The organism is Cobetia sp. PDI-23MA (assembly GCF_059507735.1).
This window is the reverse complement of sequence record NZ_CM183352.1, coordinates 2,149,118-2,161,108: the sequence shown is the minus strand read 5'-3', so window position 1 is coordinate 2,161,108 and position 11,991 is coordinate 2,149,118. Positions and strand designations below refer to the sequence as shown.

13 protein-coding genes and 1 tRNA gene are annotated in these 11,991 nt (G+C 61.9%); 5 read left to right on the top strand and 9 right to left on the bottom strand.

All coding sequences use genetic code 11. The features are described from left to right. Positions 1 to 39 precede the first annotated feature (39 nt). Entirely contained in the window at positions 40 to 1,290 is a 1,251-nt protein-coding gene (gene mtnK, locus AC5WNJ_RS09165; RefSeq protein WP_153635916.1) for an S-methyl-5-thioribose kinase, read from the top strand. Positions 1,291 to 1,472: 182 nt separating this feature from the next. Continuing rightward, positions 1,473 to 2,012 (top strand): YaeQ family protein, encoded by a 540-nt coding sequence (locus tag AC5WNJ_RS09160; RefSeq protein ID WP_153635915.1) that lies wholly within the window; start codon positions 1,473 to 1,475, stop codon positions 2,010 to 2,012. Between the two features lie 105 nt (positions 2,013 to 2,117). Here the strand turns inward: AC5WNJ_RS09160 and AC5WNJ_RS09155 are convergent, their stop codons facing one another. Together AC5WNJ_RS09155 and AC5WNJ_RS09150 are read right to left on the bottom strand one after the other, a co-directional pair. Next, a complete protein-coding gene (locus tag AC5WNJ_RS09155; RefSeq protein ID WP_172978678.1) occupies positions 2,118 to 3,209 on the bottom strand; it encodes a GGDEF domain-containing protein in 1,092 nt (363 codons plus the stop codon). A 280-nt stretch (positions 3,210 to 3,489) separates the two neighbouring features. Beyond that, positions 3,490 to 3,759: a hypothetical protein gene (locus AC5WNJ_RS09150; RefSeq protein ID WP_495929417.1), complete on the bottom strand. Its 270-nt coding sequence runs from the start codon at positions 3,757 to 3,759 to the stop codon at positions 3,490 to 3,492. Between the two features lie 243 nt (positions 3,760 to 4,002). Between AC5WNJ_RS09150 and AC5WNJ_RS09145 the strand changes: the two genes are divergently transcribed. Both AC5WNJ_RS09145 and AC5WNJ_RS09140 read left to right on the top strand, forming a co-directional pair. Continuing rightward, positions 4,003 to 4,079 (top strand) — tRNA-Pro (locus tag AC5WNJ_RS09145). Between the two features lie 500 nt (positions 4,080 to 4,579). Next, on the top strand, positions 4,580 to 4,894 hold the full coding sequence (locus AC5WNJ_RS09140) for a hypothetical protein (RefSeq protein ID WP_495929415.1): 315 nt from the start codon (positions 4,580 to 4,582) through the stop codon (positions 4,892 to 4,894). 292 nt (positions 4,895 to 5,186) lie between these two features. On the opposite strand, the gene AC5WNJ_RS09135 is transcribed toward AC5WNJ_RS09140, so the two are convergent. The 4 genes from AC5WNJ_RS09135 to arfB all read right to left on the bottom strand — a co-directional run bounded on the left by AC5WNJ_RS09135 (position 5,187) and on the right by arfB (position 7,118). Continuing rightward, the gene (locus tag AC5WNJ_RS09135; protein ID WP_153635911.1) at positions 5,187 to 5,489 is read right to left on the bottom strand and encodes a hypothetical protein; all 303 of its coding nucleotides are present in this window, start codon (positions 5,487 to 5,489) and stop codon (positions 5,187 to 5,189) included. Positions 5,490 to 5,594: 105 nt separating this feature from the next. Next, on the bottom strand, positions 5,595 to 5,897 hold the full coding sequence (locus AC5WNJ_RS09130) for a winged helix-turn-helix domain-containing protein (protein WP_153635910.1): 303 nt from the start codon (positions 5,895 to 5,897) through the stop codon (positions 5,595 to 5,597). Between the two features lie 41 nt (positions 5,898 to 5,938). Next, the gene (locus tag AC5WNJ_RS09125) at positions 5,939 to 6,646 is read right to left on the bottom strand and encodes an SIMPL domain-containing protein (RefSeq protein WP_153635909.1); all 708 of its coding nucleotides are present in this window, start codon (positions 6,644 to 6,646) and stop codon (positions 5,939 to 5,941) included. 58 nt (positions 6,647 to 6,704) lie between these two features. Beyond that, positions 6,705 to 7,118, bottom strand: a complete 414-nt coding sequence (arfB, locus tag AC5WNJ_RS09120; RefSeq protein ID WP_153635908.1) for an alternative ribosome rescue aminoacyl-tRNA hydrolase ArfB — start codon at positions 7,116 to 7,118, stop codon at positions 6,705 to 6,707. Between the two features lie 401 nt (positions 7,119 to 7,519). Here arfB and AC5WNJ_RS09115 point away from each other — a divergent pair, with 401 nt between their 5' ends. Then, positions 7,520 to 8,446 (top strand): LysR family transcriptional regulator, encoded by a 927-nt coding sequence (locus tag AC5WNJ_RS09115; protein ID WP_153635907.1) that lies wholly within the window; start codon positions 7,520 to 7,522, stop codon positions 8,444 to 8,446. Positions 8,447 to 8,455: 9 nt separating this feature from the next. Here AC5WNJ_RS09115 and AC5WNJ_RS09110 read toward each other — a convergent pair whose 3' ends face one another. The 3 genes from AC5WNJ_RS09110 to AC5WNJ_RS09100 all read right to left on the bottom strand — a co-directional run bounded on the left by AC5WNJ_RS09110 (position 8,456) and on the right by AC5WNJ_RS09100 (position 11,982). After that, positions 8,456 to 9,343, bottom strand: coding sequence for an NAD(P)-dependent oxidoreductase (locus AC5WNJ_RS09110; protein ID WP_175090121.1), 888 nt, complete (start codon positions 9,341 to 9,343; stop codon positions 8,456 to 8,458). A gap of 83 nt (positions 9,344 to 9,426) precedes the next feature. After that, complete coding sequence (locus AC5WNJ_RS09105) at positions 9,427 to 10,590, bottom strand: M20 aminoacylase family protein (protein WP_153635904.1); 1,164 nt, start codon at positions 10,588 to 10,590, stop codon at positions 9,427 to 9,429. Between the two features lie 96 nt (positions 10,591 to 10,686). Beyond that, a complete protein-coding gene (locus AC5WNJ_RS09100) occupies positions 10,687 to 11,982 on the bottom strand; it encodes a DUF3100 domain-containing protein (protein ID WP_153635903.1) in 1,296 nt (431 codons plus the stop codon). Between the last annotated feature and the right edge of the window lie 9 nt (positions 11,983 to 11,991).

Here is an 11,991-nt window from a genome sequence, read left to right as displayed (position 1 = left end):
CGAGGCCGGCGACTTCATGATTCAGCGCTGAGACCTGCCATGACTGCTCAAGACCCCACCGCTAGCCACGCGCCTTCCATCGACTATCAGTTTCGCGATGATGCGGATGTGATCGCCTTCGCGCGCCAGCACGTCGGTGCTCGATATCCGGGCTTCGCGACCGCTGAAGCACTTCAGGTCGAAGAGATCGGCGATGGCAACATCAACTATGTCTATCGCGTCTGCACGCCGGACCGCTCCGCCTCGGTAATCGTCAAGCAGGGCCTGCCCTGGGTGCGCATCATCGGCGAAAGCTGGCCGCTGTCGCTGGTGCGTGTGCGCATCGAGGCGGAAACTCTGCAGTTCGAGGCAGACTGCGCGCCGGACCTGGTGCCGGCGCTTTATCACTTCGATGAAGCTCGTTCAGCGATCGTGATGGAAGATATCGGCGATCACCGCAATCTGCGCCATGCCTTCCTGGAGCGCGCGTCATTGCCCCGGCTGGGCGAGCAGATGGGGCATTTTCTGGCCACTACGCTTTATCGCAGCAGCGATCTGGCACTCGATGCCCACGACAAGAAGGCGCGCGTCGCCCGCTTCATCAATCCCGATCAGTGCAAGATCACCGAAGACCTGTTCTTCATCGATCCGTTCTGTGATCACGAGCGCAACAGCATCAATCCGGCGCTGCGCGCGGATGCCGAAGCCCTGTGGCAGGATGCTGCCCTGAAGGTCGAAGTGGCGGAGCTCAAGCAGCGTTTCCTCTCCGCGCCCGAGGCACTGCTGCATGGTGATCTGCATGCGGGCTCTATCTTCGTGCGTGAAGACAGTACGAAGGTCATCGATCCGGAATTCGGCTTCTTCGGGCCGGCGGGCTTTGATATTGGCAGCTGGCTGGCAGCACTGTGGCTGGCGGCCTGTGCGCATACCGAGCTTGAGGGAGAACAGGGCAACAAGCGTGACTACGTAGCGCAGCTGCGCGCCCAGGCGGTCGCCAGTTGGGAGAGCTTCGCTTGTGAGTATCGTGAGCAGGCCACCCATACATCGGATGCCAGCTTCGCTGCGTCGGGCGTGGCAGAGCATCTGTTGTCTCGCATGTTGCGTGATGCACTGGGCTATGCCGGCTGTGAGCTGATCCGCCGCACTGTGGGGCTTGCGCATATTCTGGAGCTCGAATCCATCAGCGATGAGGCCACCCGCGCACGCGCCGAGCGGCGGGCGCTGGCGCTCGGGCGCGAGTTGATCATGACGCGCGAACGCCTGAGCGATATCGATGCCATCGATGCCTTGGTGGCGCGTCACCTCGCCTGAGGGCTGGCATGCCAGGCAGGAGTCGGGCGTTCAGGGCCCGGCTAGGGTAGACTCTGCGCTCCGCACCCACGCGCTTGCATTTTCACGCGCGTGGTTCAGTCGAGGAGCATGGTGCTTTATCGGGATAGTGTCTTCCTGCCATTGCCTTTCCAAGACGTCTGCCTTTTCAAGAAGAGATTTTCATGGCCCTGTCTTCCACGCCTTACAAGGTGGATCTGTCGCTGACCGACCTGGATCGCGGCGTCTACGAGACCCTGCGCTTCACGGTGGCTCGTCACCCCTCCGAAACCGAACTGCGTCTTTGCGTGCGTCTGCTGGGCCACGCCCTGTGGTACAGCGAGAACATCGCGTTCGGTCGCGGCCTGTCCGATGTCGATGAGCCGGCGTTGTGGGAAAAGAGCCTCGATGGCCGTATCCTGCACTGGATCGAAGTCGGTCAGCCGGATGCCGAGCGCCTGACCTGGTGCTCGCGACGCACCGAGCGTACCTCGCTGCTGGCCTATGGCAGCCTGCGTGTGTGGGAAACCAAGGTCGTGCCGGCGGTGGCTGGGCTCTCCAACCTGAGCATCGCGGCCGTGCCGGAAGGGTCGCTGGACGCCATCACCGAGTCGCTGCCGCGCAACATCAAGTGGACCGTGATGATCTCCGAAGGCACCATCTTCATCACCGATGACAATGGCCAGCACGAGATCAATCTCGAGTGGCTGAAGGGCGAGCGCTGAGCGACATCAGCCTCGCACCGGCCCAGACACAACGCCCCCGCAAGCCATGCTTGCGGGGGCGTTGTGTCTGGGGGCTCAGTCGGTCCAGGTCGGGCGGGTGAAGGCTCAGATGACGCTCAGGTCCTTGTCGACCATCAGACGGCCTCGGCCATTTTCCTTGGCGTGGTAGAGGGCGTCATCGCTGCGCTTGACCCAGCTCGACAGGGTGTCATCGGCGTGCAATTCGCTGGCGCCGGTGCTGAAGAGAATCACGCCATGCAACAGGGGCGAGGCTTCGCAGCGCTCCCGCAGGCATCCATCGAACTGGCGAGCCGTCGCCAGGGTGCCGGGAATCAGGATCATGAACTCCTCGCCGCCATAGCGTCCGGCTTCTCCCGAGAACTCTCGGGTCAACTGGCTGACATGGCGTGAGAACTCTTCCAGTACCGTGTCGCCGTACGGGTGGCCGTGGTTGTCATTGATCATCTTGAAGTGATCCAGGTCGCAGATCAGCAGGCAGGCACTTTGCGAACGCCTGATCCAGGCTTCGGCCTGTTCGTGGATGGCGCGGTGATTGTAGAGGCCGGTCAGACTGTCCAGCAGGCTGAGGCGCTCGAGTCGCGCCGCATAGGCATTGGCGATATCACGCTCTTCATGGATACGTCGGGCATAGCCTGCGATCACCACGCTGAGAAGCCCGAAGGCCAGCGTGTAGCTGAAGCCCATATCGAGAAAACGCATGCCTTCGCTGGCATAGCTGCTGACCAGGCCCGGCCTTGCATGCTCAAACGCCAGCAGTGCCCATGGCATGAACATCAGGCCGATGACGATGATGCCTCGGCGCTTGGGGTCGGCGGGCAGTACCGCCAATACATAGGCCGACGCCATCAGGTAGAAGAGCAGGGTCGGGCCGGTCGCGCCATGATTGAACAGCCAGTTGCCGGGCAGCATCACGAAAGTGACCAGCGCACAGAACAGCCAGGCCATGCGCTGGAACTCGCCATGAAACCGCGAGCGATACCACATCAGGGCGATGAACGCGCTGGTGATGACCAGCACGATGTTGTACGCCGGCAGGGTGAGGCCCAGCAGGGAATTGAAGAGGGCCGAAATCAACCCGATGAAGAATGCGGAAACGAGAAAGCCATGATGGAGTGTCTCTCGGGCGGAGCCGGTCTTGCCGACCAGCCAGCGCCAGGAGGTAACTATCAATTTCAATGGGCTGACCATGTGACCTCGGGCATCGAGATGTCAGTGCACATCAGGCACCAACCGGGAAAGGCTGGATGATACACCACCTCATCATCAGCCACAGCTCGCCAGAGCCAACGAAGGCTCCGCAAACCCTATGCTAACGCAGCGTGGGTCATAACTTGTCTGACAAGAAGCTGCGCGAAATGAAGGCGTCCAACTTTCCGCATGAAGCGCAATATATTGCCTTCTCGACGCTGGCGCGATAACCCCTCATACCTTCCCGATGCTACCCGGCGTCGCTCCGTTACTTCCAGGGCGTGTAGCGGTAGCTTTCGGGGTCGTTGGCATCCGGGCTGTCGGCTTCCTTGAGGCGCACGAGGGTATTGCCATCCTCGTCCTCTTCGACTCCCGTCACTGTCACCGGAAAGTTGGGTGACAAGGCGTCGAGTGCGGGCCATTGCCCCTTGGTGATCTGGCTGCCGGCGGCAGGGGCGCTCTCGGCGCTGACCTTGATGGGGTCGCCGCTGACGCTGGTGCCGCCCTTGAGCGTGGTGGTAAGCGTGAATTGGATCATCGGTCGCGAACTCCTCTGGACGATTGTCGTTCATGGGCGTTGCATTCGAAGGTGCGCAATGAATGCCTGCTTCATGAACATGCGTCGCACCCGGTCATTTTGCAATGCCGACAGCGGATTCAGGCGTCAGTGCGACACCAGATCACGACGCAGGTAAAGAAATGTGAGATTCCTGCTTTTCTTTTTGAGATCAATGCGGTACATTACGTCTCGTCTTGAGGGGGAAGCTCTTCCAGACACTGTCGGGACGTGGCGCAGCTTGGTAGCGCGCTGCAATGGGGTTGCAGAGGTCGCAGGTTCGAATCCTGTCGTCCCGACCAGATTCAAGTGAAAAGGCCATCCGGTAACGGATGGCCTTTTTGCGTTTTCGCATGTCCTGAAGATGCCCATCTCGTCACTATTTACTCACTGCTCACTCACTGCTCTCCATCTTTCAGCTCCCGATTTCCATTCTTCATCACCATTCTCGCGATGACCCGCCTGCCTCACGTATCTCGCCTTTGGTTCGTATTGCTCACTTTCCCGGCCTCTCAGCTCAATCAGCACTGTGCTCGCGCAAGCGCTTTTCTATTGATCCAGGCAGATGCCACTGACATCTGGCCCAGAAAGCGCTGCCGCTTGAGTTGATCTGGATCAATTGACTGTCGGCTCGAAGTGCGGGGTAGGCGGGATGAGTTCTCTAAGCATGTAAGTATTAGATTTTCCGTATATACTGCGCCAGTCGATATTGGGGGTGATAATGAAAATCATAGACGTTTACACGGCATCTCGATTCAATCCCGAACGATCCATCCTCAGAGAACAGCTGGGGGGAGGCTATGTGGTGCAGACCTGCGCCGTGGCCGCCGAAAACTATTGCTTCGAGGTCTCTCAGTCGCGCCACTTCATCTTGGGATTTGAGGTCGCGGGCGCACGCAGTGCTGAATTTCTGTCGATCATCACCGAGGATTACGTCTTTCAGCATCCCGGCATCCGCCCGGAAACGCTCTCGGCCTACCTGCAGGATCGCGCCCGACATCCGCTGCGTCGTCGCGCTGCCTCTGCGCCTTCCGCCTCTGCGCCTTCCGCCACTGCGCTTTCCGCCACTGGGTCGGGCGCCGTACGGCGCAGTGTCACCAGCATTGCCGTTGGCTGATGATGCTTGAGGCAACGCTTTCCAGCGAATCTGGTTGCACCGTGCTGAGGTGAAAAGGCAGGCCAGATGTAGGCAAGAGACAGCCAGCAAAGGGCTAGCGAGGCAGCAAGGAAGACAGCCAGGAAGAGAAGGCTATAAGGACAGTCAAAACGCGCAGGGCAAGGAAGGGTAGAACGCAGCGCTGGGGGAGGGGAGCCGTTCAGAGAAGACTGCACGGGTTTTTCACTTTTTACGACGTTCACTTTTCGCCGTGCGCTTGCGCGACCCATCTAGTCGCGAGGCGGGCCGCGGATCACGCCCGGGCCAGGTAGCGCCTTAACGCCCAGACCGTACTGGCCAGGCTCACACAGCAGAGCAGTGGCAGGGCAACATCGAGACAGGAATCCAGATTCCAGTGCTGCAGCAGGCCGTAGTCCCAGTTCTCTGCCTTGGGTCCATCGCCCTTGTATTCATGCTGAGCGATCTCACGGCCCAGAAACAGGGCGACGGCGATGGCACCTGCCGACCACACGCCAAACAGCGGCCACAGCGCCAGCTGGATCAGCACGGCGATCAAGCCGTGCTGAACGGCACTGTCCAGAATCTCGGCCGTCATGGGTCAGCCATCATGCTTGAGGCCTCATGCTTGAGAGCTCATTCTCGAAAGCCATCTCTCGCTCCCCATTTCTCGGCCCTCGTTGTTCGATAAAGTTCATGCCCCTCACGCGTAGCCCAGCGCTTTCTGCAGACGTTCGGCGTTGTCGGCTACCCACTGGGCATTGATCGGCCCCCAGTCACGAATCACGTAGTGGCCGATATTGTTGCGCTGGCCCTCCTCGCGCTGGAATTCACAGACGATCTCGAGCTCACCCAGGGCGGTGATGGTGTCCTGGGCGGTACGCCGCGGCATGCCGGTGGCCGCGATGATGGCTGGCACGCTGGCGATGTCATGCGCGATGAGGTGGGCCACGAACAGGCGTCGATAGAAGCTTGTCTGGGTCTTGCTCAGCGGGGTGTCGGGCATTGGGGCTCCATACGGCGAAGAAGGGGGCTGTCGAGAGGTGATCAGTGGCTCAGGGTGTAGTCGATGGTGGTCACGACTCTGACCTTCTTGATGTCAGGGGTATAGCTGTCGAGGTCCGAGATCGAGAAATAGCCCTGGCTGGCATGCTTGATGTGGCCGACCGTGCTACCGGAATCCTCCGCGAACTGCTGGGCGGCGCGTCGGGCATCCGCGGTCGCGGCCGCGATCATGTCCGGCTTGATGGCTTCAAGCCCCGTGAACAGGAATTCGGTGCGGTAGGCATAGTCAGCCGAGAGCAGGATACCCTCGCGCACCAGTTCACCGGTCAGTGAGGCGCTTTGCTTGACGAGGTCGACCTTGGGCGAGCGCACCAGCACCGTAGCTTCGGCGCGATAGCGCTCATCCGGGCGCTGGGCGTTGTAGCTGTTGGCGTAGAGGTCAGTCACCTGGGGAGAGGTCACGCTGACCTGGTCGGCGGGAAAGCCCTGTGCGGTGAGAAAGGCGCGAATCTTGCGCTCATCATTGGCCAGCGCCTCATGAAGCCCGGTCAGCTGATTGGCATTGACGCTGAAGTGCAGCGGCCAGAGGGCCAGGTCGGCCTTGACCTCGCGCTCCGCGAGCCCCTTGACCGTCACTACACGGCTGGAAGATTCCCATACCTGGGCAGCCTGCTTGAGATAGCTGCCACTCCAGACCATTCCCGCGGCCAGCAGGCCGCCCAGCACGGCCGAGCTGATGATATTGCGCATGTATTGTTATCCCTGACGTGAATTATGAGTCGTGAACTGGCCGCCGCTTGCGGCGATGTCAGTCCTGTACCTTGCCGCGCATGGCCTTGATCTTGCCCTTGCGCGTCTTGCTGTCGACGCGGCGACGCTTGGCGCCCTTGCTGGGCGCTGTCGCACGGCGCGCTTTCTGTACCTTCACGGCTTCCAGAATCATCGCCTTGAGACGGGCCAGCGCATCTTCCTTGTTCAACTCGAGGGTGCGATGGCTCTGCGCCTTGATGATGATGACGCCTTCCTTGCTGATGCGCTGATCCGACAGCTGCATCAGGCGCTCCTTGTAGAAGCCGGGCAGCGTCGAGCGCTGTACATCGAAGCGCAGATGGACGGCGGAGGCGACCTTGTTGACGTTCTGGCCGCCATTGCCTTGGGCGCGAATCTGGGTGAGGTCGATTTCCCAGTCGGCCAGCGTTACCGAATTGGAGATGGTCAGCATATTGAATCTCCTTGTCATGGGGACTGTGTGGTGTGTCACGCAGACACAGTCAATGGAGCGATGGGCCATCTTAGCCTATTCGCGTACTGGCTTCAGAATGGCGGTGCGTCGCTTCTCCATTCGGCCGGCTCGCGACGCTGATCGCCTGTTCTCGCGTCACGGCGCAGAGGGCCGTGAGAACTGTCATGAATAGGAGGAGAGGCGAGGAGGCGAGGCGATGATCCATTCTGATATGGCGTTGAGGGTGGGGGAGTTCAACCGCGTGCTGCCCGAGACGGCAGAATATCGGGTACTCTGCTGGCTGCGTCCTGTGTGAAGACTGTCCAGTTTTCCAGACATTCCTGGCAGCACTTTTCCTGGCACTTATGTAATTCTCTCTCCCATCCTCTGCAGAGCGCCTCATGGATATCCCGCATCAGCGTCTTGTCTATTTTCAGGTCACCGTCGAAGCCGGCTCCATCCGGCGTGCCGCAGCGCGTCTGAACATCGCCCCCTCGGCAGTCAGTCGTCAGATAGGTCTGCTCGAAGAGGCCATGGCCGCCTCGCTCATCGAGCGCACCCGTGACGGGGTGCAGCCGACGCGGGTCGGCGAGATGCTGCTGGATTACATCCTGCAGCGAGAGAAGCTCGATCAGCACCTCGGCGAACGCCTCGATGCCTATCAGCGGCTGGAAACCGGGGAGATTCGCCTGATCATCGGCGAAGGCTTCGTCGGCGATATCATCAACAGTCCGCTGCGCGCCTTTCGCAAGCAGTACCCCGGCATCACGCTCAAGGTCGATACCGGCAGCATGCAGAGCATCATCGACAGCGTGATCGAGGATGAGGCGGATATCGGCCTGATGTATCACGAGCGGGTCCATCCCCAGTTGCGCTTCTGGCATTCGAGTCCGCAGCCGCTGGTGGCCATCATGTCACCGGAGCATCCGCTGGCGAGTGAGGCCCATGCGCTGACACTCGAGGAAGTGGCGCAGCACCCCATGGCGCTGTGGGGGCCGAGTCACGGCGTGCGTCAGCTGATGGACGATGGATTTCGTGAGGCAGGGGTGCGCCCGCATATGGTGGTGCAGACCAATTCCATGGAAGTGCTCAAGCAGGCGGCGCGGTCCGAACTGTGCATCACGCTGTTGCCGGCCTTCGCCGCGGCCCGAGAGCTCCAGGAGGGGGTGTTGATCGCTCGCGATGTGGAATGTGCCAGCTTCCGCCAGGCCCGCGCGCATATCATCACGCGGGTCGGGCGGCGCATGCCGCGTGCCAGCCTGCAGTTGCTGCGTCATCTCGAACGCTGGATCACGGCATTCAGCGGTCCGCGTCAGGAAGCGCGCTGACCTCGGGCCTCATGATCCAGGGGCTCTGGTTTCGGTCAGTCGAGGCGGGCGCAGCTGGGCGGGCACCCTGCTCAGCCAGCGATCACATAGATGATGGAGATCATCCTCGTCCGCCGGACACAGCTCCGGCGGCTGACAGCGTTCGAAGACCGCTTTCATCAAGCCTTCCGGCAGGTTGAGCGTGGTGACGAAACTGCGCGCCAGGCGCAGGTCGCGGCGCAGCTGACCGGTCGAGATCCCCGAGTCATAGCGGCCCGGCAGCACCCAACGCGGAAAATTCACCTCGCTCACGGCACTGCGCCCGGCACCCAGGTTGATGGCATCGATGCACGCCTGGGGTGTCACGCCTGCGCGATAGGCCATGGCGACCGCCTCGGCGGTGGTGATCAGGTGCGCGGCATGCAGATAGTCGCTGGCCAGGGCGGCGGCATGGCCACAGCCAGCGTCCCCGACATGCAGATGCTGCGTGCAGATGGCGTCAAGCAGCGCTGTCATGCGCGTCACTGTCGCCTCATCACTGCCGATCAACAGCGTCAGGCTGTCATTCGCCTCATCGGCAGGATTGCGGTTGGTGGCCGCTTCCAGCCAGTGATGGCCGGCGAGGCGTGTCTGCACGGCCAGCTCGCGGCTGAGCGTGACATCACCACTGCAGAGATCGATCACGGTACTGCCGGGCGGCGCCATGCGCAGCAGGCCTTGATTGCCTGTCAGTACCTTCTGTACCTGTTGTGATGTCGCCAGCGCCATCAGATAGACATCGGCGCTGAAGGGTGGGTGGCTCCGGGCGTCCTGCACCTCCGAGGCCGCCATTGCCATGACGCCCTCGACTCCGGCATGCGCAAGCGCCTGTATGGCCCGAGTGCCAATGGGCGCATCGCCAATCACGCAGATCTTCATGCTCAGCACTCCTCGCCGGGCCCGTGTCGCTGGTGGTCTTGATCAGTGGTGATGGTTCGTCAGAGCTTCATCGCAGCCATGCGCTATCCGCCAACGGCCAGCAGCTGACGCACCAGCGATGTCCAGTAGCTGACGCCGATGGGCGTGGCAGCATCATTGAAGTCGTAGTGCGGGTTGTGCAACGAGGCGCTGTCTTCACCGTTGCCCAGCCAGATATAGGCGCCCGGGCATTCCTGCAGCAGATAGGCGAAGTCTTCCGAGGCCATCGAGGGCGGCAGATCACGATGGACCCGCTGGATGCTCGGCAGCTGCTCGAGAACGCTGGCACAGCGTTCGGCATGGCCGGGCGCATTCAGGGTCGCGGGATAGCGCGGCTGATAGTCGAAGTTGACCTTGAGACAGTGGAAGGTCGCCATGGCATCGACGGCGTCATGGAAGCGCTGCTGCAGATGCGCGCGCAGTGCCGGGTCGAAGCAGCGCAGGGTACCGCGCAGCTCGACCTCTTCCGGCATCACGTTGAAGGCATCGCCGGCATGGAACTGGGTAATGCTGAGAATCGCGGTCTGGTGTGCCGGCGTCTCGCGGCTGATCAGCCCCTGCAGCTGAGTCACCAGCTGACAGGCCGCCAGGATGGTGTCCTTGCCCAGATGCGGCATGGCGGCGTGGCAGCCGTGACCGCTCAGGGTCAGGGTGAAGACATCGAAGGCCGCCATCACCGCCTCTTCATGCACCGCCGCCTCGCCGAGTGCCAGCCCCGGCCAGTTGTGCAGGCCATAGATGGCGTCCATCGGGAACTGCTCGAACAGGCCATCCTCGACCATGCGGCGGCCGCCGCCTTCGTTCTCCTCGGCCGGCTGGAACACGAACACCACGCGGCCGGCAAAGTCAGGGTCGCGCGCCAGTTCACAGGCCGCGCCCAGCAGCATGGTGGTATGGCCATCATGACCGCAGGCATGCATCTTGCCCGGTGTGTGCGAGCAATGTGAGACGGCGTTGGCCTCGGTGACATCCAGCGCATCCATGTCGGCGCGCAGGCCGATGGTCTGGCCCTTGCCCAGCTTGCCATCGAGTACCGCGATCACGCCGGTCTCGGCGAGTCCCGTGGTGACTTCCAGGCCTGCCGCACGCAGGATCTCGGCGACGCGCGCCGAGGTGCGGTGCTCCTCGAAGGCTGTCTCGGGATGCTGATGAAACTCATGACGCCAGCTGCGCAGCAGTGCCTCGTCGATCTTGTCGGGTAGTTGCATGCTGAATTCCTGTGGAAACCGGCACCCTGGAGTGCCGGCGTGAAAGTGATGAGAAGGGGAAAGCAAGGTGAGATGCAAAGGGCGAAGCTAGCGTGATCAGAGCAGTGCCTGTGCCACGACCGCCGAGCCGATATAGGTGCCAGTGAAGACCAGCAGCGAGATGATCACCAGTTTCCAGCCCGCCTGGCGGAACATGCTGAACTCGCGCTTGCTGAGCGCCAGACCCGCATAGCCGAGTACCGGCGTGACGATGGCGAGGAAGTTGACGAAGCCCAGCTGCTCAGTGATCCAGCCGCTGCCCGGGAACCACGGCAGTGTCATCAGGATGCTGACCAGCGACACCCAGGCGATGGCCGGCAGATAGAAGGGCATGATGCGGGCGACCAGCAGACCGAGCATGGTCATCACGTACAGGATCAGCATGCCGGGGGCGGCGTCGATCAGGCTGGCACCATTGATGGTGTTGACCACCCAGCCGACCACGCAGACAGCCGCGACGACCATGGCCGTCTTGCCCAGCTGGTTTTCCGGGCGGTCTTCAGCCAGTGCCTCGGAGGCGAGCTTGGCTTCCTCGTCATTCATGGCGTCTTCGCTGCGGGATCGCTTGCGGCTGAAGAAGCGGAACAGGCGCTCCGCGACCGGCAGGGCGATGAACAGCGAGACGTAGAGGCCGGTGGCATAGGTCAGCAGGTTGCTGGCGCCGGCGAAGGCCAGCAGCTCTTCGCCCATCTCCGGCAGGGCACCGGCGATGGCGCCGGAACACGCCGCCACCATGCTGCCGCTGCCGACACCGCAGGCCATGGCCAGCGCACGAGGATCGAAGATGTCCAGTGAGGTCAGATAGCCCGCCATCAGCGCAAACCACAGGGTGCCGAACATGGTGCCCACGACATAGACGCCCATCACGCCGACGCCTTCCGGGCCCTTGAGGCCGTATTTGTCGGAGATGATCGCGATATTGGGTTCACGCGCGATGGAGTAGGTCGCACCGATCGCCTCGCGGCCCATCTTGAGCACCACCACCGCGATCGGCATCGCGATCAGCATGGTGCCCAGATTGCCCAGCTCCTGCAGGATCAGCGCCGGACCCGCCGAGATCAGCTGCTCGATGGCCGGGCCGATGGTGGAACCGAAACGGGCGATGAACGGCATGATCGACAGCAGGATGACCGGCCCTGCCGCCGCGCTGACCACCGGCGGGATGAAGCGCCTGGTACCACTGAACAGGTGCGGATTGCACAGTACGGCGGCAATGAAGGCATAGAACAGCGGCAACAGCAGCAAGGTGCCGGGGCCGAGCGGGAACTTGAGAATACCGATCAGTTCGGCGCCGAGAGACAGCACCACGACCAGCAGGTGCAACCGCCAGTCCAGGAGTTGAGAAAGGGGCATGTGGGACTC

Coding starts and splice junctions, on each gene's coding strand:
- mtnK (WP_153635916.1), top strand. CDS start 40: ATGACTGCTCAAGACCCCACCGCTAGCCACGCGCCTTCCATCGACTAT.
- AC5WNJ_RS09160 (WP_153635915.1), top strand. CDS start 1,473: ATGGCCCTGTCTTCCACGCCTTACAAGGTGGATCTGTCGCTGACCGAC.
- AC5WNJ_RS09150 (WP_495929417.1), bottom strand. CDS start 3,759: ATGATCCAATTCACGCTTACCACCACGCTCAAGGGCGGCACCAGCGTC.
- AC5WNJ_RS09135 (WP_153635911.1), bottom strand. CDS start 5,489: ATGACGGCCGAGATTCTGGACAGTGCCGTTCAGCACGGCTTGATCGCC.
- AC5WNJ_RS09130 (WP_153635910.1), bottom strand. CDS start 5,897: ATGCCCGACACCCCGCTGAGCAAGACCCAGACAAGCTTCTATCGACGC.
- AC5WNJ_RS09125 (WP_153635909.1), bottom strand. CDS start 6,646: ATGCGCAATATCATCAGCTCGGCCGTGCTGGGCGGCCTGCTGGCCGCG.
- arfB (WP_153635908.1), bottom strand. CDS start 7,118: ATGCTGACCATCTCCAATTCGGTAACGCTGGCCGACTGGGAAATCGAC.
- AC5WNJ_RS09115 (WP_153635907.1), top strand. CDS start 7,520: ATGGATATCCCGCATCAGCGTCTTGTCTATTTTCAGGTCACCGTCGAA.
- AC5WNJ_RS09110 (WP_175090121.1), bottom strand. CDS start 9,343: ATGAAGATCTGCGTGATTGGCGATGCGCCCATTGGCACTCGGGCCATA.
- AC5WNJ_RS09105 (WP_153635904.1), bottom strand. CDS start 10,590: ATGCAACTACCCGACAAGATCGACGAGGCACTGCTGCGCAGCTGGCGT.
- AC5WNJ_RS09100 (WP_153635903.1), bottom strand. CDS start 11,982: ATGCCCCTTTCTCAACTCCTGGACTGGCGGTTGCACCTGCTGGTCGTG.